Source organism: Rouxiella sp. WC2420, assembly GCF_041200025.1.
Taxonomy (GTDB): domain Bacteria; phylum Pseudomonadota; class Gammaproteobacteria; order Enterobacterales; family Enterobacteriaceae; genus Rouxiella.
On record NZ_CP165628.1, the window covers coordinates 2,744,749 to 2,769,017 of the forward strand.

Sequence of the window (24,269 nt, forward strand, 5' to 3'; positions counted from 1 at the left end):
TCTGATTAAAATTAATAAACCGGAGTCAACTTATGTCTGAAAAAGTTAATAATAATGTCGACGTTTACGATTTACGTTCAGCCATTGCCTTACTCAAAACCTTCGATGATGAATACATCGAAACCGACGAACCTGTTGACCCTGCCGCAGAGTTATCAGGCGTTTATCGCTATGTCGGCGCGGGCGGAACGGTTATGCGCCCAACCAGAACCGGCCCGGCGATGGTGTTTAACAAAATCAAAGGCTATGACGACTGCCGCGTGTTGATTGGACTGTTAGCATCACGCCAGCGCGTTGCCCGATTGCTAGGTGCACCAAAAGAACAGTTGGGTCATCTGCTGCGCAATTCGGTAAAACACGCCATTCCGCCGGTAGTCATCCCTAACGATAAAGCCTCTTGTCAGGAGGTGGTGCATTTAGCCACCGATGCAGATTTCGACTTGCGCAGACTGCTGCCTGCCCCGACCAATACGCCGGAAGATGCAGGTCCGTACTTTACTATGGGGATGTGTTACGCAGCGGACCCGGAAACGGGCGAGCACGATGTCACCATTCACCGCCTGTGTGTGCAGGGTAAAGACGAAATTTCGATGTATTTTGTGCCGGGTCGCCATCTGGATCAGTTCCGTATCAAGGCTGAAGAAGCCGGTAAAGCACTGCCGATCACTATCAGTATTGGCGTGGACCCAGCTATTGAGATTGGTGCCTGTTTCGAGCCGCCAACAACCCCGCTAGGTTACGATGAGCTGGCGATTGCCGGAGGCTTGCGCGGTAAAGCCGTGGAGCTGGTCGAGGGGGTTGCCGTCAAGGCGCGTGCCATCGCCAATGCTGAAATTGTGATTGAAGGCGAACTGGTACCCAATTATCGCGTGCAGGAAGACCAGCATACTAAAACCGGCAAGGCGATGCCAGAATTCCCTGGTTACACCGGTGATGCGAAAGCTGAAGTTCCAGTGATCAAAGTCAAGGCTATCACTCACCGCAAGCACCCTTTCCTGCAAACCTGCATTGGGCCAAGCGACGAGCACACCAATCTGGCCGGTATTCCGACCGAAGCAAGTATTCTCGATATGGTTGAGCGCGCGATACCGGGATTAGTGAAAAATGTGCACTGCCCGTCGCCAGGCACCGGCAAATATGTTGCTTTCTTGCAGATTGGTAAACGTGGACCCCAGGACGAGGGCCGGCATCGTCAGGCCGCCTTGCTGGCGTTTTCCGCATTCTCTGAGCTGAAACACGTATTTTTAGTCGATGATGACGTTGATATCTTTGACCTTTCCGATGTGATGTGGGCAATGACAACCCGTTATCAGGGCGACGTTGATACCATTTTTATTCCAGGCGTGCGCTGCCATCCGCTGGACCCTTCTCAGGATCCGGCGTTCAGCCCCAGCATTCCAGACCACGGCATTTCCTGCAAAACTATCTATGACTGCACCGTGCCTTATAAGTTGAGACACAACTTTGAACGTTCAAAATTTATGGAAGTTGACGTCACTCGCTTTATCCCAGACTTTAAGGTGTCATGAGATTTCCCCTCGAATGAGATTTATTGCTAGCAATTAGCACCAAGACGATGCAGGGCTGCCCAAAAGATGCGCAGCCCTTTCTAAATGCCTCCCGTACCTCCTAAACCCAAAAACCTTTCACCATCCTTACCCATTGAAATAAATAGAAAAGAACATTATTTTAAATTTACATCTTGCTTGGCACGATGGTTGCTTTTAATAATTGCTAGCAATGTGGCTAGTGTTTCCCGCCCATGCATGTTCTCGCTGGTGCGGTAATTGCCCCCATTAATGTGTGAAGGAAGCTCAGATGAAAAAGTACGTGCTGCCGCTTTTATTGACTTGCATCGCGACGCAGGCCGCCGAGGCCGAGAATATTGTTCGCTGGGCCGTTGCTGCCGATATTCCCACCCTGGATCCGGACGCCTTTGCATCCACCACGGCTTTGACTTTTCAAAATCACATTTACGAGGCTCTGCTTCAGCGCGACAACGATTTAAAACTGCAACCGACACTGGCAACACGCTGGGAGTTTATCAATGACACCACGTTGCGCTTTTATCTGCGTCAGGGCGTGAAATTTCAAAACGGTGATGATTTTGATTCTTCCGATGTCGTCGCCTCGATTGCTCGCGTTACCGATCCCGATTCAGGCATTCGTGCCAATGCTTCAACGATTAAAGACGCGGTAGCGGTGGATAAATACACCGTTGATATTCATCTCAAACAAAAAAGTGGTATCGCGCTCAATGAACTTAGCGGCGTAATGATGATGGATAAAGAATGGATGACTCAGCATAACGCGCTTAAACCTACTAGCATGAGTCAGGGAACCGAGGGTTACGCAACCAATAATACCAACGGCACAGGGCCGTTTATGCTTGTCAGCCGCCAGCGCGAATCACAGATGGTTTTAAAGAAGAACCCAACCTGGTGGAATAAGGACCATTCAGAAGGCAACGTCGATCAGATTATCTTTAAACCTATTACCTCAGACGCCACTCGGCTATCGGGAATACTGGCGAAAGAATATGATCTGGTGACCAGCGTGCCTTTGCAGGACATCGACAGGCTGCGCAAAGACAACACTATTCAGACGTTGGTTAGCCCTTCTTTGCGGGTAGATTTTTTGACCTTTAATCTGCGTGACACCCTTAACGCCGGCAACGTGGACGGCAAGAATCCGCTCAAGGATTTACGTGTCCGTCAGGCACTGATGATGGCGGTCAATCGCCAGGCGATTAGTCAAAAAATCATGCGCGACATGACTCAGGTCGCCAACACTTATCTCGCCCCGCAGATCCCGGGTTATGATGCAGCCAATGCGATTAAACTTGATTACGATCCAGTCAAGGCCAAAGCGCTGCTGGCAGAAGCTGGCTATGGCAAAGGCTTCAAGCTGGCATTTGACTGCGTGGAAGGTTCTTACATGAACGCGCCACAGTGGTGTCAGGCGGTACAAAGTTACTGGGCCAAAATAGGCGTTACCGCCACTCTGACCATGCACACCAACAGTGTGTATAACCAAATCACAGATAATGGCAAAACTGATATCGCAGTATTGGGCTGGGCCAATCTGCCCATCATGGACGCCTACAGTATTTCAGTTCAGCTGCTGCACACCAATGATAATACCGGTTTTGGTATGTTTAATATCCCTCGCTATTCCAACAAGCAGGTTGACCAGTTAATTGAAGCGTCTATTCCTGAACTCGATGATAAAAAACGCACTGATATGCTGCGCCAGGAAATAAATCTGGCTCAGGCCGACTTGCCTTATATGCCAATGCATTATGAGCCGGTGGTGTGGGTGGAAAATAAAAACCTGACGCTCAAGCAGAGCCCGGATAATGTTGTCCGCCTCTGGTATGCCCGCGTTAATCAGAACTGAGAATAGAGAGAACGTACAATGGTAAGTTATATCATTAAACGACTGTTGCAAATGATTGGCCTAATGCTGGCCGTGGCCTTTATTTCATTCAGCATGTTTCAGTACTTGGGCGATCCCATTAATAATATGCTTCCTGAGAGCGCAACCCAGCAGGAGCGTAATGACTTACGCATGAAATTAGGCCTTGGCGACCCGATGCTGACTCAGTTTGGGCATTTTATTGTGCGTATTTGCCACGGTGATTTTGGTATTTCCTATTATAACCAGGTCGACGTATTCCATTTAATTATGGAGCGCCTCCCCGCTACGCTAGAACTGGTTATCGTTGCCGTGGCAATTTCGCTGCTGGTTGGTTTTCCGCTGGGAGTCTGGTCGGCAATCAGCAAGAATCGGCTGCTGCTGGGTCTGGTGCAGCTCCTTTCACTGATTGGCGTGTCACTGCCGAGCTTTCTGATAGGCATTCTGCTAATTATTGTGTTCTCGGTTTATCTGGGGATATTCCCCTCCAGCGGTCGCGGCGCAACCACTCATTTTGGCCTGTGGAGCACCGGTTTGCTTAGCATCGGCGGCTGGAAATCTATTGTGCTGCCCGCGCTGTCTCTTTCGTTATTTATGATCACGCTGATAATGCGTTTGGTGCGTTCAGAAATGCTCGAAGTGATGCGCACTGACTATATTAAATTTGCCAAAGCGCGTGGATTACATAAGGCCAGTATTTATTATCGCCACGCGCTGCGCAATGCGTTATTGCCAGTAGTCACTATTGTCGGACTGCAGATCGGCGGACTTATTGCTTTTGCGATTGTTACCGAAACCGTTTTTCAATGGCCCGGCATGGGGCTGCTTTTCATTCAGGCGATTAATAATGTCGATATTCCGGTTATTTCGGCTTACCTAATATTCATCGCATTAATCTTCATTGTCATTAATACCTTGGTGGATCTGCTGTATTACCTGATCGACCCGCGTATGAAAAAGTCCTGAGCGAGAACATTATGATTAATCCTGACTCCCAGCATCCCGTTGAATTTAACCCGGCACAAGCACCTGGCAGGTTGAAACTATTACGCCAAAGCCTACTTGCCTTTGCAGATAGTGATTTCCTGTATTATTTCTGGAAATCAAAGATAACCGTACTGGCTTTTATCTGGACAGTGATACTGCTGGTTTCCGGCGTTTTCAGCGGTTGGCTGGCACCCTATTCCATTTTTGACGCCTCGAGTTTTGATTTGATGAACTCCGAGCTGCCTCCTTCCTGGATGACGGGCGGTGATGCACATTTCTGGCTCGGCACTGACGTACAGGGCCGCGACCTGCTGTCGCTAATCCTTTATGGGCTGCATATTTCACTGATTGTCGGCCTTACCAGCGTGGGGCTTTCTCTGCTGCTGGGCGTGCTCCTTGGAGTATTGAGCGGCTATCTTGGGGGATGGATTGATACCCTGATTATGCGCTTCGCCGACGCGATGCTAAGTATTCCAACTATTATGTTTTCCTTGCTTATCAGCGGCGTAGCGCGCGGAATTTTGCCTAAAGAGCTGCAGGCGGAGATAGCGATGCCGATTATCGTCGCTTCGATAACGCTCACCGGCTGGATGCAATACGCCCGAACCATTCGCAGTCTGACTATTCTTGAAAAACAAAAAGAGTACGTGCTGGCTTCGAAAGTCAGCGGTGGTCGTGACCTGCACATTATGTTCGCGCATATTTTGCCCAATGTGTTAAGCCCGGTTTCCGTGCTGGCTACCCTGCATCTTGGTTTAGCTATTTTGACAGAAGCGACGCTGTCTTTTCTCGGCGTTGGCATGCCGCCTGACCAGCCTTCTCTTGGCACTCTGATTAATGAAGGCAACCAGTACCTGTTTTCCGGACAGTGGTGGGTGGTGTTGTTCCCGGCATTAGTATTGGTGACATTGTCACTTGCGTTTAACATCCTCGGCGACTGGCTGCGGGATATTCTCAACCCTAAACTACGATAGGACGCGACGATGAATAGCCATAATTTACCTCCAGCACCGTTACTCCAGGTTGAAGGGTTGAGTGTGGAATTTATGCACCGTAAAGGCGCTCTACAGGCTATCCGTGACGTCTCGTTCACGCTGAAGGCCGGCGAAATCCTCGGTGTGGTTGGCGAGTCGGGAGCCGGTAAATCGTTGACCGGTGCTGCTATCTCCGGCCTGCTCGAGTTACCGGGTCGCATCAGCGCAGGCAAAATATTCTTCAACGGTCAACGCATTGATAATCTTGATGAATCGAGCAGGCGTCTGCTGCGCGGCAGAAAGATTAGCTGCATCTTTCAAGACCCCTTGACCAGCCTCAATCCGGTGCTGACTATCGGCGAACAGCTGATTGAAACCATTCGTACCCACCTGCCGCTCGACGCCCGACAAAGCCGCCAGCGAGCCATCGAGTTAATGGGGGAAGTGGGTATCAGCAGCGCCGAACAGCGGTTGGAACAGTATCCTCATCAGTTTTCAGGAGGAATGCGCCAGCGAATTATTATTGCGCTGGCGCTGTGCGTTGAACCGGAATTAGTGATTGCCGATGAGCCAACCACTGCGCTTGACGTCTCGGTGCAGGCGCAGGTGCTGGGGCTGCTAAAACGCCTGTGCAGGCAACATGGCGCCGCGGTGATGATTATTACTCACGATATGGGAGTGATCGCCGAAATTTGTGACCGTGTTGCGGTTATGTACGCCGGTCAGCTTATTGAAACTGGCCCTGTGAAGCAGGTTTTGCTGCAACCGTTACACCCTTATACCCGTGGCCTGATGGCCTCGATCCCAAGCCTCACCGAGCGGCGTGAACGTCTGGCACAAATTGACGGTTCAATGCCGCGCCTTAATCAATTGCCCAGCGGCTGTTCTTTTCATCCCCGCTGCTCGCAACGACTTGAGCAATGTTGCCAACTTTCACCCGCGCTGGAAAACCGCGGTGAAACGCGCGTTGCCTGTCTGAATCTTTAAGGAGCCACGATGAATATCATGAAACACGTTGTACCGCTGACTGCCGTGGCCCCAGAACAGACGGCAGCGGTTGGTCAATCGCCTCACACCCTGATGCAGGTTGAAGATCTGCACATCAGCTTCGAAATGGGCACCGGTGGCCTGTTTACACGCCAACCCAAACAGCGCTTGCAGGCAGTGAGAGGGATAAGCTTTAGTGTGAAACAGGGCGAAACCTTCAGCCTGGTCGGCGAATCAGGCTGCGGAAAATCAACCGTAGCTCGCGCGCTGGCCGGTCTTTATGCTCCGACGCAGGGGAAGATTTTCCATGCGGGCAAAGCGCTAAATCCGGGAGAGACTTCACCTGGCCGTGGCATTCAGATGATTTTTCAGGACCCCTACGCCAGCCTGAATCCACGCTGGCGCGTCGAACGTATTATTGCCGAACCGCTGCGACTGCAAAATCGCGTGGGTAACACCCGTCAGGCTCGTGGGCAGATTGCCGCGCTGCTGCGCCAGGTCGGGCTTGCCGAAGCGGATATGTTCAAGTTTCCGCATGAGTTTTCCGGCGGCCAGCGGCAGCGTATTTCTATCGCCCGTGCCCTTGCCACCCAGCCAGACTTCCTAATCTGCGACGAGCCAACTTCGGCGCTAGATGTTTCAGTTCAGGCACAAGTGCTTAATCTAATGAGCGATTTGCAAGATTCGCTCGGTCTGACCTACTTTTTTATCAGTCACAATATGTCGGTCATCGCGCATATTTCCGATCGCGTGGGGGTAATGTATTTGGGGCGCATCGTGGAACTGGGGCCGGTTGACGAGATTTTCCGCCAGCCGGGACACCCCTATACCCGAATGCTGATTGACGCCATCCCCAAAATTGAGCAACCAAGCCAAACGCGTAGCGGAATTTCGGGTGAGATGCCTAGCGCGCTCTCGCCGCCATCGGGCTGTGCGTTTCATCCGCGCTGCCCGCAGGCGACTGATATTTGTCGTCAGGTTGCGCCGCCAGTGCAAGCCATGTCCGAGCTTCACCAGATTGAATGTCACCATCCGGCCGCCACGGCGCGCCCTTCTTTACAGGTTATAACAGGAGAAAATCGATGAGCTCGTCTTTACTTTTAAAGCAGGTCCGCCCGTTTAACGGCACTGAGACAGTAGACGTATTAATCAAGGATGGAACGATCGTTGAAATCGGCGCCAATATTTCCAGCATTTCCGCGCAGACAGAGATTATCGAGGGCAATAATCAGCTATTACTGCCCGGTTTTATCGACGGCCACGCCCACATTGATAAAAGCCTCTGGGGACGCGAATGGTACGAAAACGACGTGCCGCGAAATTTACCGGCAATTATCGCCAACGAGCGCGCCTATCGCCGCGAACATCACCCTGATCCACAGCTGCAGTCTGAACGAATTGCGCGGCATTGCATCAGCCGTGGTACTTCTTTTATTCGCACACACATTGACGTTGATAATGAAATTGGCGTCAGTCATGTCGAGGGCGTGCTGGAAACCAGAGAGAAGCTGGCCCACGCGATTGATATCGAGACCGTTGCCTTCCCGCAAAGTGGTATTTTAGAAAACCCAGGCGCGGAAAAATATCTTGAGCAGGCGCTGATCCTCGGTGCGGACTATATCGGCGGACTCGACCCGTGTACCTATGAAAAAGATCCCATTGCCCACCTGAATATTATTTTCCGGCTGGCGGCAAAATACGGTAAAGGGGTTGATATTCACCTGCACGAGCGCGGCGAAGTTGGCGCGTTCAGCGTGGAGCGCATTCTGGATAAAACCCGTGAATTTGGCCTCGCCGGTAAGGTCACCATCAGTCACGCATTCTGTCTGGGGATGGTCGAGGCAGATCGGCAAAAATGGTTTGCCGAACAGTTGGCCGAGTTGGGAATTTCGATTGCCACCACGGCTCCGGTTGACGTTGCAGTGCCTCCTTATCTGCTGTTGCGCGAACTCGGTGTCGATGTCTGCGCCGGAAACGACGGCATTCGCGATACATGGAGCCCTTATGGCAACGGCGATATGTTGCACCGCGCGATGATGGTTGGGCTGCGTTATCGCTGGCGCAAAGACAGCGAAATGCTTAATGCGCTGGAAGCCATCACCTACGGCGGAGCCAGAGTCATGAAACGTGAAAATTACGGCATCGAGGTAGGATGCCACGCCGATCTGGTACTGCTGCCCGCTCGCGTGTTGGCCGAAGCCATTGTGGCACAGCCGATGCCGCGCACGGTTATCAAGCACGGTAAGGTGGTGGCCACCGCTGGTGAGTGTCTGTTCTGATGGCCTCGCAACCGGTTATCCGCATCCGCGCCACCTGGGTTGTAGGTTATCAGGATGGCGATCACCGGCTGTTTTCGCCGGGAGAGCTGGTTTATCAAGGCAGTGTGGTGGTATTTGTCGGCCAGAACTATGTCGGACGGGTCGATGAGGAAATCCACGCCGTAAATACCTTGGTTGGCCCCGGTTTTATCGACCTTGACGCGCTTGGCGATCTGGACACCACGGTGTTGGGATTCGACAATCAGCCGGGTTGGACCAAGGGCCGCGTTGTTGCCGCCGACTGGCAAAGGCGCGACCTGTATTCCCGCGAAGAACTCAACTTTAACAAGCTGTATGCCTACACTCAGCTGTTACTGAACGGCATCACCACTGCCGTGCCGATAACCTCGATACTGTATCGCCAGTGGGCTGAAGATATCGACGAGTATCGCCACGCGGCAGACGTTGCCGAGTCTCTCGGTCTGCGCGCGTGGCTTGGCCCGGCGTTTATGTCCGGTCATAACGTGGTAGAGGCCGGCGGTCAAATAGGCATGCGTTTCGATGAACAGCGCGGGCTGGCAGGTTTGGAGGACGCAGAACGTTTTATCGAGGAGATGGCGGCTCGCAAGGTGTCGACTTTGCGCGGCTTTCTGGCACCAGACCGTATCGAGGGCTGCACTCCGGGACTATTGGCCGCGCTAAGCGAAACAGCAAAACGCCATGACGTTCCGGTCAGGCTGCACTGCTGCCAGAGCGAGCTGGAAGTTAATGAAATCCACCAGCGTTTTCAGGGGCGTTCTTCCCTGCAAGTGCTGGCAGATTTTGACCTGCTGCATAAAAAAATGTTACTGCCGCACGGCCAATATCTGGGGGGCAAGTCGGCCACCCGTGACAGCATCACGCGAGACATCCGGCTGCTTGTTGAATCGCAGGCCAATCTGGTGCTGTGCCCGCTGGTGTCGGGTCGCCATGCCAAATATCTGGAACAGTACTTGCCGCTGCGCGAGGCGGGCGTGACCATGGGATTAGGCACTGACACCTTCCCGCCGGATATGCTGGCCAATATGCATCTCGGCACGATTTTGAGTCGAGTGGTGACCCAAAACGTGCAGGCTGCCAGCGCGGCCGACTATTATCGCATGGCGACACTGGGAGGAGCCAAAGCCTTGGGCCGCGAGGATCTTGGCCGACTATGCGCGGGTGCACAGGCAGATATCACGCTGATTTCCCTCGACGAACCGGCAATGGGGCAGATTTTTGATCCGATCACCGCGTTAGTCATCAATGGCAATGGCCGCGACGTGCGTGGCGTGATTATTGCCGGTGAAAAAGTCGTGTGGGATCGCCAATTGGTGAAACGGCAGATTGACCTTGAGCAATTGCATCGGCAGGCTCAACGGCAGTTTGAACGGCTGATGGCGACCTACCCTGAACGCAGCTTTCAGCACCCTCCGCTGGATAAGTTATTTGCCCATTCTTTTACTGTAAATCCCCCGACTTGACTCGCCCAGTGCCGCCTTGCGCGACTATCGCAAGGCGGCAGCCTGAATCAGGACCGAGAAATCTGCGGTTCCAGAATCCACTCGGCGCTGTCGTTCCACACGTCCATGCGGGTGATTTTGCCGTCGCGGATTTCATAACGATCCAGATAGCGATTTCCGGCGAACGCGCGGCCATCAGGCCATTCACCGTAAAGCGTGCCGTTGGAGTAAATCACCAGATGATCGCCCTTGTCCATGCAGTCATATTGGCCGATAGATTTTTTTACCCAGGCATAGCGCGACTTATTGAAAGCCGTGATGTGGTGCGCATCCGGCATGACGCGCTTGCCGGTAAAAGTGATCACTACATCCGCAGCCATAAAGGTCGCCGCCTTAACGGGATCGGGCGTCATGGAGGCGGCTAGAAAATTGCTAACAATCTCTACAGCATCATTCGATTTACTCACGATTAATCTCTCCTGAAAATTAACTTTGGCGAGCCAACGTCTTCTCACAGTGCATTGACGCACTGCTTAAGTGCAAAAAAATCGGCATATTATGGCATCAGGTCCGTGAAACTGGCATTTTCAACATGGCACCCATATTGCTAGCAAAATACATGACAATGCTAGCAATCAGGATAAAATAAATGCGAGACAATACCAAAAGCCTAAAAATAATTAACGTTCGTTTGCCTTCGTCAGCGAATTTGCCAGTCAGTTTGATGGTGGAAAACGGTTTCTTCGTGGCCTCTCTCTCGCCAGAGGGTCAACAAAACGTCGCGACCTTAGATTTACAGGGAAAACTGCTGCTGCCCGGTTTGGTCGAAACGCATCTTCATCTTGATAAAGCCTGCATTCTTTCACGCTGTGACCTGCAAGCAGGCACTGTCCTTGAGGCGGTGGAACAAACTCGACTCGCCAAACAACAGTTTAGCGAGGAGGATATTTATCAACGGGGTGCCAGCGTGCTGGATAAGGCGATCGTTCAGGGAACAACCCATATTCGTACTCACGTCGAGCTGGACCCGCAGATTAAATTGCAGGGATTTAACGCGGTAAAGCGGTTACAGCGGGATTACGCCTGGGCGATTACGCTGGAAATTTGCGTTTTTCCTCAGGAGGGGATGCTAAATAACCCCGGCACCGAAGCACTATTGCGACAGGCGCTGGAACAAGGTGCTACGGTGCTGGGCGGCTGCCCTTATACTGACAGTTCTCCCGCCGGGCAGATTGAGCGGCTGTTTGAGATGGCGGTAGAATATGACTGCTGCCTCGATTTTCATTTGGATTTCGATCTTTCGCCAAAGGAGATGACTTTGCCGCAGGTGATTGAATGTACGCATAGATTTAACCGACATGGCCGCGTTACCGTCGGGCACGTCACCAAACTTTCTGCCTTGCCTTGGGAGCAAGTCGCTGTAATCGGCGAGCAAATGGCCGCTGCCGGAGTGAGTATTACCTCCTTACCTTCCACCGACCTGTTTCTTACTGGCCGCGAGCATTACCACAATCGCCCACGAGGGCTGGCACCTCTGGCTCAACTGGATCAATGCGGAGTGTTGTGTTCGCTATCGAGTAATAACATTGCAAATCCATTCACTCCTTACGGCGACGCTTCACTGGTGCGGCAGGCAAATCTGTTTGCCAATGTCAGTCAACTGGCGACAGAGGCAGAGTTGCTGCGCTGTCTGGCGTGGATCTCGACCGAGTCAGCACGTTTACTGCGTTTAAAAGATTATGGACTGACGCCGGGATGCCGCGCAGATTTTGTCGTGTTTGACGTGGCAGGCCCTTCAGCCGTCGTGGCTGAAATTGCCCCGCCGCTGATGGGTTTTAAAGCAGGGGTGAAAACTTTCCACCGGCCCCATGCACAAATATATGCCCCCCGAGATTTCAGGGGCAGACTTTTAACACAAAAAGGATTTTGATAAAAAAAAGGTTAGCGGCTTTAAAGGTCGGCTAAGGCTTGACGAAGATTGACCTCGCTGCTGGACTGGTCTTCAAGTTCTAATTGCGCTTCCAGCTCTTCGAGATGTTCAAGCATTACTGCCACTGCCTGCTCATTATCACCGGCTTCCAGCGCCGTAATGATGGCCTGATGTTCGTCAGACTGACAGGACGGCACATCATTTCGCTGATAAAGCGCGACAATAAGCGAGCTGCGAACCATCAGGTTGCCCAATACCTCGCTGAGCACTTCATTGCCGCAAATTTCACCCAGCATCAAGTGGAATTCACTGAGTTCACGCACTATCGCGCGACGATCGGTGGAGTCGGTGGCTTCACGCTCATTGCGTAAATGCGTGGAAATTCGGTTACGATGGCGTCGAATCAGTTCTGGCGTGATGGTCTCGACAATCGCCCTTTCAATGGCCCGGCGAGCAACAAATATTTCGCGCGCCTCTTTTGCTGTCGGTTGCGATACCATCGCACCGCGATTTGGCTCAATATCCACAATACGCTGCATTGCCAAACGCTGTAATGCCACCTGAACGTGGTTACGGTTGGCATTTAATGCTTCAACAATTTGCGCTTCAATAAGGCGCGCCCCCGGGCGAAGCCGATGCTGGGCAATAGCTTTGGAAAGAACATCTACTATGCGCTTAACTTCTAGTTGCTTGGCCGTAGTCGTATTATTGCTCATTGCATCCCCAATATATGAAACGTCCTACAATGACCAATTCTATGTTCAGCGTCATGTTTCATGCAAGCTTTGCTGAATATTACGGCTAGTCAGATACTCTGCTGCGCACACTTTGATCAGTATTAAATCTTTCAGCTACGTACCATGCGCGATAATTTTTGTTTACGGAATAAGACCATGCAAAATCCAATAATAAAACAAGTTATTACTTTTCTGATCCTGGCGGTGTGTGCAGCGTTTTCTGCTGGGGTATTACTTTTCGATGTTGTGGGTCTGGGCGATCAGGTTAAAGAGATTTCTGCCACAGAAATAATTCAGGAGATTTTTCTGCTGGCTACCGCCGCATTATTTTTCATTCAATCACGCAAGCACAAAAATTTGCGCGGGGGATTTATCCTCGCCGCCGGTTTTTTTGGCTGTATGCTGATTCGTGAGCTTGATGCGCTGTTTGATTATATTCATCTTGGTGCCTGGGTTTATTTTGCCAGCATGTTAGCGATATATTCATTATGTTGGGCAGCAACAACGCCGAAAACCACGCTTAATGGCCTTTATGCCCTCGTTGAGGATGAAGCCTTTCCCGTGCTGTTGTTTGGACTGGTGACTATTCTGGTGTTTTCACGCCTGATGGGCCTGCATTTTATCTGGCAGGCTGCAATTGCGGGGGATCACGTAAAACTGGTTAAGAATTTGGTCGAAGAAGGCATTGAACTGTTTGGTTATACCCTTTGTCTGGCGGCTGCAATGCGCATTAGCTGGGTTAAAAAGACCGGCAAATAAATAGCTATTAGCCTTAGTCAACTAACTCAATGCCCAGACTTTCCAGTAACGAAACCGCCTCCTGACGTGAGAATTTTGCTCGCGCGACGAGATTGTTCATCACGTCGATTTGAAAATCCCAGGAGTCGGTAAAATTCGCTCCGCGCAGGTCGGTGTTATGGAACAAACTGCCAGCCAGGTCGCAATTCACGATCTCTGCGCCGGCAAGATCACACTCCCTGAAATCCACTTCATGTAATATGCATTCGTCCATCTTCATCCCTTGCAACTTAAGGCCGAAAAAGGCGGAATGGGTCAGAATGCTTTTATTAAAACGCAGTTCAGGGTCAAGGCTGAAGGTCGGCCACTGCGCCCGCGTCCAGTCAATGCCGCTGAGCTTGCACTCATTGAAGTCAATTTCATAGAAACGGCTACCCAAAATCTCGGCGATGCTGAAGTTGCAGTGATTAAAGGTGCAGTGCGTGAATTTACAGTGCGAAAGCCTGGCAGAAGTAAAGTTGCAATGATTAAAAGTACACTCTTCAAAGCTTGCGTGCTCGGTAACGGATGAGGACACATCAAGCTTGTTAAAGATTTTCTCAAAATATTCTGACTCACTAACCCACTGTGACATAGCGCACCTTAATACTTTTATAATTAACCAAACTGACTTCATCTCATTACAAAGGAACTGTAAGGCACAATAGTATAATGTCTGCCATAAAATCTTGTTACCCGATTAAATCTTACAACCTCCGAGAAAGCTATCAATCCACCAAAACTGCAGATCTTCATCAATGTTGGGATAATTGGGAAAACAAAGAGCAAAGCGAACTGGCAAAAACCGCGCTTCACCGGGACGTCAATTCTTTCGTCAGGAATGACTGGAGCAACTCAGCAATGAAAAAAATAAAACTTTTCACCTTACTGCTAAACAACAAATTGAATTAAGCGCAGCCTACCTTAGTCGCCTGAGCGAAGATTTAAAACTCACGCCGATAGCTAATGAATTAATGTCTCCTATGGCAAAGAAAATAAATAATGCTGACGTAAAAAAATGCTTAATTCGGTAAAGGCAAGGGAGAATGCCGATTTCTAAACCTGGCTAGCTAAGTGGAAACCGTGGAGAATTGTTCTTAAAACCGTTGCGCCTTTACAACAAATAAAATTTGACCGCAAGTTACGTAAAATCCTTCTCGAGACTCATCGACTACCGGCCAAAAGAACCTATAACCTTGAAAATAATCGCGGCCCTTAACGGGCCGCGGCTATTCAACGCTTAACGGTCAATGACTTAACAATGAGTTACTGACTCACTGCGTCGCGGATCGGCGTGTTGCCGCTGCGCAGTTCCCACTGTTTGCCAATCGATGATTTAGCATCCAGCGCGGCAACCACCACCAGCGCCACATCTTCGCGAGGCACTTCACCCCTGCCCGCATGTTCGGACAGATTGACCAGTCCAATGGCTGAATCGTTGGTCAACGGCCCGGGACGGATAATCGTCCACTCAAGACCACTTTTACGCAGATAAATATCGGCATCACGTTTGGCCTCTACATAAGCCTTCCACACCGGCTCGGTCCCAGGTTTGACGGGTTCATCGACGCCAACTGCCGAAACCTGAATATAGCGAGCAACTCCGGCCTGTTTTGCCGCATCGGCCAACAGCACTGAACCGCCATAGTCTACTGTATGCTTACGCTCTGCCGTCGAACCACCACCGGCTCCGGCTGCAAACACCACCGCATCAACACCTTTTAGCCCGCTGGCCAGCTGTTGTGCCGTCGCGGATTCAATATCCAGCAATAAACTTTCTGCACCCAGCTTATGAATGTTCGCAATCTGCTCTTCTTTACGCACAATACCTAAAGCCTGATGCCCCTGGAGTTGCAAATGCTTAATAATAAACTGTCCTATTTGACCATGTGCGCCCACGATTGCGACCTTAGCCATAAATCCTCCTTTCACTTTTTCTCGGTTTTAAGGTAATCCTTGCAGACTCACCGTTAGGATTAACTGTAGCACATAGGATTTTCAGCCATGAAAGGCATCAGTTTTTCATGCACGCCAGGGTAAAACACCTTCTGGTAACTGGCGGCCAAACAGTGAGGCCACCAGCATAAACAGCAACACCAGCAGAATCATTAGACACCCTACCGCCGCCGCCAGCGTTGAAGACCCGCCTTCATCAAGGAAAATTACCATCGGCCCCAGTGTCTGCGTGCTGGAGGTCACCAACAGAATAGAAACCTGAATCTCGTTCAGTGCGGTCAGGAATACCAGGATTGCGCCAGCCATTGCCGACGGGGCCGCCAACGGCAGCAAAATGTCCCACATCCTCCTTATAAACCCAGCGCCGGAAATCTGCGCGGCCTCATCCAGTGAACGGTCTATTTGAGCAAAACCTGCCAGTGTCGGGCGTAACACCAAGGCCAAAAAGTTCGACAAATAGGCTGCCAGAATAATCCACACCGTGCCGTAAATGCTGACATTCATCAGCGGCAGCGGCTTGAGGAAAAACAGAATAGCCGCTATGCCGGTAACAATACCCGGCAGTGCATAGGCCAGCTCCGTGGACATTTGCAGCACGCTCACCAGACGGCTGCGCTGCCAGCTGAGAAAATAGGCCAAAAACAGCGAAGCCACGGTCAAGATAACCACCGCCATCAGTGTCAGCCCAAGACTGGTAAAAAACGCCTGATGGATTGCCGGATACCCCCACAATGCGCTGCTGTAGTTGGCGAAGGTCAGAGTTTGCCAGTTTAATACCTGCCCAAACCCCTGCGTCAGAGAAGTGCTCACCAGAGCCGAAAGTGGCAATAACAGCGTGATGACCACCCATAGCCAGGCAAGGCTTTCCACCGGCAAACGCCATGCCCCCAACGGCTGGCGCAGTGGTTTTGGCGAGCCGTTCACGCGCACATCACGGCGACCGCCAAGATAGCGACTCAACGCCAATCCGCCGAAAGTGATTATCGCAATTAATAATGACAGCACGGCCATATCTGACAGCGCGGAAGGACCGACACTGTTGAGCCGCTGGTAGATTAACGTAATCAACGTGGGAACGCGGCCCGGTATGCCGAGCATGGCCTGAATCCCGAAATTACCGGCTGCGGCCACGAACGACAGCGCCGCTCCGGCAAAGATAGCGGGTCGTGCCAACGGCAGGATGACGGTAAAAAGCACTCGCAGTGGCGAAGCACCGGTAATGCGTGCAGCTTCGACCAAGTCGGCAGGCAGTTGGCGCAAACCCGCGCCAACGGTGAGAAAGACCAGTGGCGCATTGTGCAATCCCAGCAACAAAACGATTCCACCGGCAGAATAGAGTGGCTGATGATTGCCGATCGCAATTTTCCATCCCAGACTGCGGCACAGAGCTTCAAGCCCCATCAGCAGCAGGCCTGAGGGTGACAGCGCCTGAACCCACGCCAAGGCAATCACCTGCGGCGGGATCATCAACGGCAAGATAAAGGCAAAAACCCATAGCTGTTTGGCGCGGAGGTGGGTCAGCGCGACCAGCAATGCCGCCAGCGTCCCGGTAAGTATCGCCAAAAGTGTTGCTGCGAGGGCAATGCCCACGGTATTCAGCGTCGCCTGCAACACTTTTTGCGTCGCAATAAGCCGTAATAAGCGATTCAGGTCCAGCGTTCCTGCTGGCGCGATAGCGGCCCAAATAAGTCGAGATAACGGTGCTATCGATAAAATACCAATCATCAACGCCAGTAACCATAATACCGCCCGATCGCTGCGCCATCGTGAAAGACGACGAAAGGCAACTGAGCGGGTAATCTCACCTATTACACTCATAACTTTCTCTATAATCTCATAAAGTTAACGCTGATATCTTCCAAAAACCTTTAACAATTCCGCTTAGCCACCAAAAATCTCGGTGAATTTATTTCTGACCTGCCGATCATCATTTACCGCTTTATCGGCATCCAGTGTCAGCAGCTTGATTTTATCGAGCGGTGTAAATCCGGCTGGCGCGGCAACACTGGCATCAATCGGCCGATTACCCTGTTTCACCACCAGTTGTTGACCCTGTTTTGAAAGCAGGAAATTCACGAAGGCTTTGGCCGCAGGAATATTATGTGCAGACGATAAAATAGCCACGGGTTCAGTGACAATAGACACGCCCTCTTTGGGATAAATCAGGTCAATCGGCGAGCCTTTCTGCCTGGCGAGAATAATGTCGGCGTCGGTTATCACGCCGTATTTATCTACACCGCTGGCGACGGCTTTCAGCGCCGGGCCGTTGCCGCCTTCGGGATTTATGCCATTGTTGGCGAGTTTTTGGTAAAACTCCCAGCCGATGTCCGGGGTGTTAATCGCGGTGTGCAAATTATACAAGGCCGCCCCGGAATACAGCGGGCTGGGAACTGCCACTTGCCCTTTATTGGCGGGATCGGTCAGCGCCATCCATGAATCTATCGGCTTGGCATTTTTAGTGTTGTAGCCAATCACGGTGGCGATAATTTTGGTGCCGAACCAAGTTTTGTCCTTGTCATAGAAGCTCGGACTAATATTGCCAACCGGTGCCTGCGGGTAAGCCATCAGTTTGCCTTCTTTCTTTAGCGCGCCGAGGTTTATCGAGTCAGCCACCAGCAGAACATCAGGCTTTACTTCCCCGGCCATCATCTCTGTTTGCAGCACGTTCATCAGCTGCGTTGTGCCATTGCGCGACCACTCGACCTGTAGCGAGGGATAGGCTGCTTTAAAAGCGTCGATGGTTTGCTGGGCGATTTCCGGTGCCTGCGAGGTGTAAATGACCAGTTTCCCGCTCACTGCTTCGTCGGCACGGGCGAGTAAAGGGGTCAATAGCCCAGTGGAAATCAGCAGTGCAATCTTGGCGGTGTTTTTAATTTTGCGCATAACCCTGTCCTTAAAATAAAATAAAAGAAAAGTAATGATTAACTCACGATTTAATCAGGAATAACCCATCCGTCATTAAGGGTTAGCCACAGGCTATCGCCTACCGCCAAGCCACTGACATTGGCAAGATGTAACGCCAACGGCTGTGAGGCGTTGCCATCTGGTTCTACGTCCAGTTGGCTATAACCGCCTCGGTAGATAATACGTTTGATTCTTGCGCCAAAGCCCTGCTCATCGTTTCGCGCCACCCGCAATGAGGAGGCGTGAACACAGACTTTTCCTCGACCCGCGGCCTGCTGCTCAGGGCTGGCGCGCAGCCGATACTCAGTGCCAAACAGCATGACATCTGCCATGCCGTGGCCACGCGGGCGGATATTTTCCACTTCGATGATGCGGCCATCATCGATAAATCGAGCGACCATCTCATTGGCCGGTTCGAGGTACAGAGTTTGCGGGGTGGCAAACTGCATGATTTTTCCGGCATTCATAACCACCACCCGATCGGCAATTGCCATCGCTTCATGCTGATCGTGAGTGATATAAAGCAACGTCGCGGCAGTATGACGATGGAATTGAGCAAACTCTTCTTCCATGGCGGCTCGCAAATGTACGTCAAGATTCGCCAGCGGCTCATCGAGCAATACCACGGAAGGCTGTGCGACCAGGCATCGCGCCAGTGCTACCCTTTGCCGCTGGCCTCCGGAAAGATCGGCCGGACGGCGATTGCCAAACTCGCTCAGCCCAACCTGTTCCAGGGCGCAAGCCGTGCGCTGGGCACGTTCAAACGCATTAACGCCATTAACTTTAAGGCTATAGGCGACGTTTTCTTCCACCGACATGTGTGGCCACAAGGCATAGTTTTGGAACACGATCGCAAGCTGGCGTTGCTCTGGAGGAAGATGCCGCTCCGGGGTTGAGACCGTGTTGCCACCGATTTTAATATTACCTTCGTCGATCGGTTCAAATCCGGCAATCGTGCGTAGCAGCGTGGTTTTGCCACAGCCCGAGGGGCCCAATACCACGACAAACTCACCGTGATAAATCTGCAACGACACGTTATCGAGCACTTTTTTGCCGTCGAAAGACTTGGTTAACTGATTAATTTCTATTGAAGACATCAATAATGCATCCCGCACAGAATCGGCCCTTGAAGGGGCAGAGAAAGTTAAAGCAACGGGATTAAGCTAACGAGCTTAAATGACAGTTTTATTAATGCGAGGTGACAGTTCCAATTGCAACCAGAGGAACGCCTGAGTGAGGCCTGAGTCATGTATGAGATCTGATAATGCCGTAAGGGAAGCTGAGGAAGATCTGAGGAAAACCTGAAAAAGTTGTGATGATAAGGCTCGTTGCTGCGCCGCCGGCAGAATAAGGCGGCGCTAAAATTTTTTACTTGTTCTGGCTACCCAGATAGCGGTAAACCACCGACAGGTCGCTGTCACCGTATCCGGCATCGACCGCTTTTTGCCAGGTATTACTGATGTTTTGCATCAGCGGCAAGGTGCGCGAACCACTGGCTTTCAGTGCCAGATTGATGTCTTTAAGCGCCCAGGTCAGCTGCATCTGCGGCGTGTAGTCATCGGTTTTGAACATTTCCATTTTGCCCTTGATATAAGGCACGGCCAGTGGACCGCCGTCGAGCACGTTCCAAAGCTCATCCGTGGTAAAGCCCAGTTCTTGCGCCAGCTGCGAACTTTCGGCAATCCCTTCCACCATTGAAATCAGCCAGGCATTAACGACCAGCTTCATTTTCGACGCTCTACCCGCTTCGCCGAGCCATTTTACACCCTTGGAGATAGCCGCAAATACCGGCTCGACCGCCGCGCCTTTTTCGCGATCGCCGCTGGCCAGCACCACGATTTGCGCCTGCTCGGCAGGCGCTTTGGTGCCAGAAACTGGCGCGTCAAAGAACACAACGTCAGGGCGTTGTTTTTTCAGCTGAGCGATCAGTTCATCGGTCGCTTCGACTCCGATGGTCCCCATTTGTACCACGATCCCGCCCTGTTTCAGGCCAGCGAGGATGCCATCTTCCCCGTTGAGAACAGACTGAGTGGTTTTACCGTCGGCCAACATGGCGATCACCACATCAACGCCTTCAACGGTTTCACGCGGCGTTTTACCCGCCACGGCTCCGGCCTTGACCAAATCGTCGCCCTTGGAAGCAGTGCGGTTCCAGACGCGGGTTGTAAAACCCTTTTTAATCAGGTTAGCGGCGAATGCGTGCCCCATGGCACCCAATCCCAATACTGCAACGCTAGGTTGCTGACTCATATCCAACTCCTTATTAATACGGCAATGTCGATCTAAATTGATGGATTAATCTAACTAAAAGGCTAGCACGTAGGGCAGGATATTTAACGTTGAATTTGTTTGTAAATGCGAATCAGGCATTAAAAAATCCTCCTGCCGTTTCACTCCCTCTTTCTTTATCGTACTCTTGGCGGGTAAATTTTTGTTATTTGTCAGTAAGACTCAGGAGTTAATGTGATTGGAAAGACGGGTAAAATGGTTTTAGGCACCATGGTTTGTGTGGTTTTTGTGATGGTGGTATTGACGCTGGGTATGACTTATATCTATCCAACTTACATGCAACGCACTACGCCACAGGCCTGCGCCAGCTTAACGCCGCAAAACGCAATGGACTTGATCACCCGTGATTATATGCAAAACAAACTGCCTAACTGGGGCAACGATAAAGACAACCTTGGTACAGAAGTTCCTAGTCTGGCATTTATTGCCGATACCGTAAAAGATGATAAAGGCACTTACATTATTCCATTCAGCGCCAAGGGCCCTGACGGCACACTGAAATATCTGGCTCATCTGAACTGTACAAATAAATACATCAAATACGATACTGTCGATTAACAGTCACGCCGTCAGACGACGGCGTGTACGCCGCCCTCCAGCTTGTAGAGGTTCATGATGCGAATTCTGATTTTAGGTGCCACGGGAATGGTGGGTCAGGGAGTTTTGCGCGAAACTCTGCTGGCCAAAGACGTCAGTGAGGTTATCTCATTGGCAAGATCGCCGGTCGAGCCGTTACCGCCTGGCGACCCCGCTCACAAACTTACCCAGCTTGTACACCGCGACCTCTTCGACCTCGACAGCTTTATTCCTCAATTAACCAATCTTGATGCCTGTTTCTTCTGCCTGGGCTTGTCGTCGCTGGGGATGAGCGAAGCCGATTACTCGCACATTACCTACGACTTGACTCTATCGGTTGCGAAAATGCTGTTGCCGCATAACCCAATGATGACTTTCGTTTACGTCTCGGGCGCTGGCACCGATAGCACTGAGCAAGGGAAAAGCATGTGGGCGCGAGTCAAGGGAAAGACCGAAAATGCGCTGTTGGATATGCCGTTCAAGGCGACTTATTTGTTCCGGCCCGGCGTTATGCAACCGCTGCACGGTGTGAAATCGAAAACCAAAGCCTATCGCCTGCTATACCCGCTTATGTGGCCATTTATTACCGTCTTGAAGCCATTGATGCCCGGCGTTATCTTGACTACCGAAAATGTTGCTTTAGCGATGCTCAACGCCGCCAGACTGTGTGAAGGCGATAAGATCATGGAATCCAAAGATATCTATCAACTTAGTAGAAGATAAATAAATGTAAATAATCGTTTAAAAGTTTTGAAATGGTAATTAGAATGCAAAGCGTTATCATTTGCATTTTCAGGGATTACTATTTTGAACTGTCTATCCAATTATAAAAAAAACGCAACACGCAGTGCCGCTGGCCAACGTTTTACCCCCAAATATTTTAAACCTAGCCTGATCGCACTGGCGATCCTGCACTGCTCCCCGCTGCTGGCGGCCACCAGCGATGCCGATAATTCTGCCTCGCTGATGACCATCACCGCCAACGCAGACGATGATGCCGCTGTAGAGTACGGCGCAACGCAGGCATCGACCGCCAACAAAAATAACACTCCGCTCAACGAAACCCCGCAGTCTGTCAGCGTTGTCACCCGCTCGATGATCGAAGATTATCAAGTGACTTCGCTGGACGATGCGATGAAGTTTGTCAGTGGCGTCACCCAGGGCAACACGCTGGGCGGTACTGAAGATGGCTTCGTAAAACGCGGCTTCGGAGCCAACAGCGACGGCTCCATCCTGCTCGACGGCGTGCGCAGTAATCAGGGTCTGGCGTTCGATTCAACCATTGATCATGTAGAAGTATTGAAAGGTTCTGCATCGCTGCTTTACGGCATCCAGAATCCCGGTGGCGTGATCAACATGATCAGTAAAAAGCCACAATACCAATGGAATACTCGCGTCAGCGGACGCACCGGCGGATCCGGCGGCGGCTCGGGAACCCTCGATGTGACTGGGCCGTTGGGCAACGGCTTTGCCTTTAGGTTGATAGCCGAACGACAATCGGAAGACTATTGGCGAAATTTTGGTAAAAATCAGCATACCCTGCTAGCCCCTTCACTGAGCTGGTTTGGCGAGAAAGCCAGTTTTAATATCAGTTATGAAGAGTTTAAATACGACGTGCCTTACGACCGCGGCACGGCGTTTATCAACGGCAAACCGTTAGACATCCCCTACAAAGAGCGAATCGACGAAGCGGCCAACCACGCCTGGGGGAAAAATAAACGCCTGAACACCACTTGGGAATACGAGCTTGGCCCTGACTGGAAAACCCGTTTGTCCTATGCCTGGATGCAGCGCCGCTATGACAGCAATGAGGTCCGCGCCACTGCTATCAACACCACCACCGGAGCGGTCACGCGCCGCGCCGACGCCAACCGAGGCTTCAATCACCAAACCAGCCTGACCTCGTGGGACTGGATTGGCGAACCGCAGGTGTTCGCCATGACTCATGACCTGTTGATTGGCGCAGATTACGAAAAAGTCGAGACCTACAAGCAGTATTCCTATCGCGGCAAAGTTAACTCTGACTTCAATATGTACGATCCGGTTTATCAGGTCGCGCCCATCACCAACAGTTCGACGTATTCAGACAGCAACAGCAATTTGCGATCGACAATTTATAATCACTCGATTTATGCCAAAGACAGCATTCATTTCACCGAGCACTGGATTGGGGTCATTGGCGGGCGTTATCAGCACGTCAATCAGAAAGGTTCGCAAGGTTTTGTCACACCGCTAGAAACGCAGAACTATACCGTGAACAAGTTCCTGCCTCAGGTTGGACTGGTGTACAAGCTCAATGAATCGCTGTCGTTCTATGGCAATGTCAGCAAGTCGTTTACCCCGTCCACCGACGTTGATGACAACGGAACTACCGCGCAGCCCGAGCTGGGCACAACCTATGAAGTGGGCAGTAAGTGGCAGATAACCCCGCGCCTTGATGCCACTTTGGCACTGTATCGTATTGATGAGAAAGACATGTCAGTTTACATCAATGGGGTAACGCGAAATATTCCAAAGGCGCGATCCAGTGGAATAGAGCTGGAAATGAACGGCGAGGTTGCCAAAGACTGGAACCTCAGCGCCAACTACGCCTATGACAAAACCGAGATCGTGAAAGATAATGTTACGCCAGACAACGTTGGCAATCGTCTGGTCAATGCCCCCACGAATATGGGCAGTCTGTATCTCAGTCACACACTGCGCTGGGTGCCGGTTCAGGGCGATATTCGCCTCGGCGGCGGAGCGCGTTATGTCGGTAAACGCGCAGGCGATCCGGAAAACAGCTTCACCATGCCGGCTTACACAGTGGCGGATGCCTTTATCTCGTGGGACAACCAGCTTTTAGGCAAACACACCCAGCTACAGCTGAACATCAATAATATCTTCAACAAAGAATACTACACCTCCAGCGCCGGTAACTTGCGCGTCGAGGAAGGTGAGACGCGCAATGTGGTGCTGTCGGCCAGTGTAGATTTCTAGGCAGTATTCTGACCAAG

At 51.4% G+C, this 24,269-nt stretch carries 21 protein-coding genes; 13 read left to right on the forward strand and 8 right to left on the reverse strand.

All coding sequences use genetic code 11. The annotated features are described in order from the left end of the window. Window positions 1-32 precede the first annotated feature (32 nt). From AB3G37_RS12500 to AB3G37_RS12535, 8 genes are all read left to right on the forward strand, one after another. Window positions 33-1,529, forward strand: a complete 1,497-nt coding sequence (locus tag AB3G37_RS12500; protein WP_369787961.1) for a UbiD family decarboxylase — start codon at window positions 33-35, stop codon at window positions 1,527-1,529. A gap of 289 nt (window positions 1,530-1,818) precedes the next feature. Further along, window positions 1,819-3,399, forward strand: a complete 1,581-nt coding sequence (locus AB3G37_RS12505) for an ABC transporter substrate-binding protein (protein ID WP_369787962.1) — start codon at window positions 1,819-1,821, stop codon at window positions 3,397-3,399. An 18-nt stretch (window positions 3,400-3,417) separates the two neighbouring features. Next, window positions 3,418-4,383 (forward strand): ABC transporter permease, encoded by a 966-nt coding sequence (locus AB3G37_RS12510; RefSeq protein ID WP_369787963.1) that lies wholly within the window; start codon window positions 3,418-3,420, stop codon window positions 4,381-4,383. Between the two features lie 11 nt (window positions 4,384-4,394). Next, entirely contained in the window at window positions 4,395-5,378 is a 984-nt protein-coding gene (locus tag AB3G37_RS12515) for an ABC transporter permease (protein ID WP_009636066.1), read from the forward strand. Window positions 5,379-5,387: 9 nt separating this feature from the next. Further along, window positions 5,388-6,365, forward strand: a complete 978-nt coding sequence (locus AB3G37_RS12520; RefSeq protein WP_037377856.1) for an ABC transporter ATP-binding protein — start codon at window positions 5,388-5,390, stop codon at window positions 6,363-6,365. Window positions 6,366-6,374: 9 nt separating this feature from the next. After that, window positions 6,375-7,451: an ABC transporter ATP-binding protein gene (locus tag AB3G37_RS12525; RefSeq protein WP_369787964.1), complete on the forward strand. Its 1,077-nt coding sequence runs from the start codon at window positions 6,375-6,377 to the stop codon at window positions 7,449-7,451. Further along, the gene (locus AB3G37_RS12530; RefSeq protein ID WP_369787965.1) at window positions 7,448-8,644 is read left to right on the forward strand and encodes an amidohydrolase family protein; all 1,197 of its coding nucleotides are present in this window, start codon (window positions 7,448-7,450) and stop codon (window positions 8,642-8,644) included. Before AB3G37_RS12525 ends, AB3G37_RS12530 begins: the two co-directional genes overlap by 4 nt. Continuing rightward, window positions 8,644-10,125, forward strand: coding sequence for a chlorohydrolase family protein (locus tag AB3G37_RS12535; RefSeq protein WP_369787966.1), 1,482 nt, complete (start codon window positions 8,644-8,646; stop codon window positions 10,123-10,125). The genes AB3G37_RS12530 and AB3G37_RS12535 overlap by 1 nt, the downstream gene beginning before the upstream one ends. A 47-nt stretch (window positions 10,126-10,172) precedes the next feature. Here the strand turns inward: AB3G37_RS12535 and AB3G37_RS12540 are convergent, their stop codons facing one another. Then, complete coding sequence (locus AB3G37_RS12540) at window positions 10,173-10,571, reverse strand: nuclear transport factor 2 family protein (RefSeq protein ID WP_369787967.1); 399 nt, start codon at window positions 10,569-10,571, stop codon at window positions 10,173-10,175. Window positions 10,572-10,753: 182 nt separating this feature from the next. Between AB3G37_RS12540 and AB3G37_RS12545 the strand changes: the two genes are divergently transcribed. Next, window positions 10,754-12,034, forward strand: a complete 1,281-nt coding sequence (locus tag AB3G37_RS12545) for an amidohydrolase family protein (RefSeq protein WP_369787968.1) — start codon at window positions 10,754-10,756, stop codon at window positions 12,032-12,034. Window positions 12,035-12,054: 20 nt separating this feature from the next. Here AB3G37_RS12545 and AB3G37_RS12550 read toward each other — a convergent pair whose 3' ends face one another. Then, window positions 12,055-12,750 carry a GntR family transcriptional regulator gene (locus AB3G37_RS12550; protein ID WP_009636059.1) on the reverse strand — a complete coding sequence of 232 codons (696 nt, stop codon included), beginning with the start codon at window positions 12,748-12,750 and terminating at the stop codon, window positions 12,055-12,057. A 177-nt stretch (window positions 12,751-12,927) separates the two neighbouring features. Between AB3G37_RS12550 and AB3G37_RS12555 the strand changes: the two genes are divergently transcribed. After that, window positions 12,928-13,530, forward strand: coding sequence for a hypothetical protein (locus tag AB3G37_RS12555; protein WP_369787969.1), 603 nt, complete (start codon window positions 12,928-12,930; stop codon window positions 13,528-13,530). Window positions 13,531-13,543: 13 nt separating this feature from the next. Here AB3G37_RS12555 and AB3G37_RS12560 read toward each other — a convergent pair whose 3' ends face one another. From AB3G37_RS12560 to AB3G37_RS12585, 6 genes are all read right to left on the reverse strand, one after another. Then, on the reverse strand, window positions 13,544-14,143 hold the full coding sequence (locus AB3G37_RS12560) for a pentapeptide repeat-containing protein (protein ID WP_369787970.1): 600 nt from the start codon (window positions 14,141-14,143) through the stop codon (window positions 13,544-13,546). A 671-nt stretch (window positions 14,144-14,814) separates the two neighbouring features. Then, window positions 14,815-15,465, reverse strand: coding sequence for an SDR family oxidoreductase (locus tag AB3G37_RS12565; RefSeq protein WP_009636056.1), 651 nt, complete (start codon window positions 15,463-15,465; stop codon window positions 14,815-14,817). Window positions 15,466-15,570: 105 nt separating this feature from the next. Further along, complete coding sequence (locus AB3G37_RS12570) at window positions 15,571-17,322, reverse strand: ABC transporter permease (protein WP_369787971.1); 1,752 nt, start codon at window positions 17,320-17,322, stop codon at window positions 15,571-15,573. Between the two features lie 63 nt (window positions 17,323-17,385). Then, window positions 17,386-18,387: an ABC transporter substrate-binding protein gene (locus AB3G37_RS12575; protein WP_369787972.1), complete on the reverse strand. Its 1,002-nt coding sequence runs from the start codon at window positions 18,385-18,387 to the stop codon at window positions 17,386-17,388. Window positions 18,388-18,437: 50 nt separating this feature from the next. After that, window positions 18,438-19,505 carry an ABC transporter ATP-binding protein gene (locus AB3G37_RS12580; RefSeq protein ID WP_369787973.1) on the reverse strand — a complete coding sequence of 356 codons (1,068 nt, stop codon included), beginning with the start codon at window positions 19,503-19,505 and terminating at the stop codon, window positions 18,438-18,440. A 271-nt stretch (window positions 19,506-19,776) separates the two neighbouring features. Continuing rightward, window positions 19,777-20,658, reverse strand: coding sequence for an NAD(P)-dependent oxidoreductase (locus AB3G37_RS12585; RefSeq protein WP_369787974.1), 882 nt, complete (start codon window positions 20,656-20,658; stop codon window positions 19,777-19,779). A 213-nt stretch (window positions 20,659-20,871) separates the two neighbouring features. Between AB3G37_RS12585 and AB3G37_RS12590 the strand changes: the two genes are divergently transcribed. From AB3G37_RS12590 to AB3G37_RS12600, 3 genes are all read left to right on the forward strand, one after another. Then, window positions 20,872-21,255, forward strand: a complete 384-nt coding sequence (locus AB3G37_RS12590) for a YebF family protein (protein ID WP_369787975.1) — start codon at window positions 20,872-20,874, stop codon at window positions 21,253-21,255. Between the two features lie 57 nt (window positions 21,256-21,312). Further along, the gene (locus tag AB3G37_RS12595) at window positions 21,313-21,996 is read left to right on the forward strand and encodes an NAD-dependent epimerase/dehydratase family protein (RefSeq protein WP_369790952.1); all 684 of its coding nucleotides are present in this window, start codon (window positions 21,313-21,315) and stop codon (window positions 21,994-21,996) included. A gap of 243 nt (window positions 21,997-22,239) precedes the next feature. Then, window positions 22,240-24,252: a TonB-dependent siderophore receptor gene (locus tag AB3G37_RS12600; RefSeq protein ID WP_369790953.1), complete on the forward strand. Its 2,013-nt coding sequence runs from the start codon at window positions 22,240-22,242 to the stop codon at window positions 24,250-24,252. The last annotated feature ends 17 nt before the right edge of the window (window positions 24,253-24,269 follow it).

Coding starts and splice junctions, on each gene's coding strand:
- AB3G37_RS12600 (WP_369790953.1), top strand. CDS start 22,240: ATGACCATCACCGCCAACGCAGACGATGATGCCGCTGTAGAGTACGGC.
- AB3G37_RS12505 (WP_369787962.1), top strand. CDS start 1,819: ATGAAAAAGTACGTGCTGCCGCTTTTATTGACTTGCATCGCGACGCAG.
- AB3G37_RS12570 (WP_369787971.1), bottom strand. CDS start 17,322: ATGAGTGTAATAGGTGAGATTACCCGCTCAGTTGCCTTTCGTCGTCTT.
- AB3G37_RS12580 (WP_369787973.1), bottom strand. CDS start 19,505: ATGTCTTCAATAGAAATTAATCAGTTAACCAAGTCTTTCGACGGCAAA.
- AB3G37_RS12515 (WP_009636066.1), top strand. CDS start 4,395: ATGATTAATCCTGACTCCCAGCATCCCGTTGAATTTAACCCGGCACAA.
- AB3G37_RS12555 (WP_369787969.1), top strand. CDS start 12,928: ATGCAAAATCCAATAATAAAACAAGTTATTACTTTTCTGATCCTGGCG.
- AB3G37_RS12500 (WP_369787961.1), top strand. CDS start 33: ATGTCTGAAAAAGTTAATAATAATGTCGACGTTTACGATTTACGTTCA.
- AB3G37_RS12565 (WP_009636056.1), bottom strand. CDS start 15,465: ATGGCTAAGGTCGCAATCGTGGGCGCACATGGTCAAATAGGACAGTTT.
- AB3G37_RS12510 (WP_369787963.1), top strand. CDS start 3,418: ATGGTAAGTTATATCATTAAACGACTGTTGCAAATGATTGGCCTAATG.
- AB3G37_RS12520 (WP_037377856.1), top strand. CDS start 5,388: ATGAATAGCCATAATTTACCTCCAGCACCGTTACTCCAGGTTGAAGGG.
- AB3G37_RS12530 (WP_369787965.1), top strand. CDS start 7,448: ATGAGCTCGTCTTTACTTTTAAAGCAGGTCCGCCCGTTTAACGGCACT.
- AB3G37_RS12595 (WP_369790952.1), top strand. CDS start 21,313: ATGCGAATTCTGATTTTAGGTGCCACGGGAATGGTGGGTCAGGGAGTT.
- AB3G37_RS12560 (WP_369787970.1), bottom strand. CDS start 14,143: ATGTCACAGTGGGTTAGTGAGTCAGAATATTTTGAGAAAATCTTTAAC.
- AB3G37_RS12525 (WP_369787964.1), top strand. CDS start 6,375: ATGAATATCATGAAACACGTTGTACCGCTGACTGCCGTGGCCCCAGAA.
- AB3G37_RS12545 (WP_369787968.1), top strand. CDS start 10,754: ATGCGAGACAATACCAAAAGCCTAAAAATAATTAACGTTCGTTTGCCT.
- AB3G37_RS12550 (WP_009636059.1), bottom strand. CDS start 12,750: ATGAGCAATAATACGACTACGGCCAAGCAACTAGAAGTTAAGCGCATA.
- AB3G37_RS12575 (WP_369787972.1), bottom strand. CDS start 18,387: ATGCGCAAAATTAAAAACACCGCCAAGATTGCACTGCTGATTTCCACT.
- AB3G37_RS12535 (WP_369787966.1), top strand. CDS start 8,644: ATGGCCTCGCAACCGGTTATCCGCATCCGCGCCACCTGGGTTGTAGGT.
- AB3G37_RS12585 (WP_369787974.1), bottom strand. CDS start 20,658: ATGAGTCAGCAACCTAGCGTTGCAGTATTGGGATTGGGTGCCATGGGG.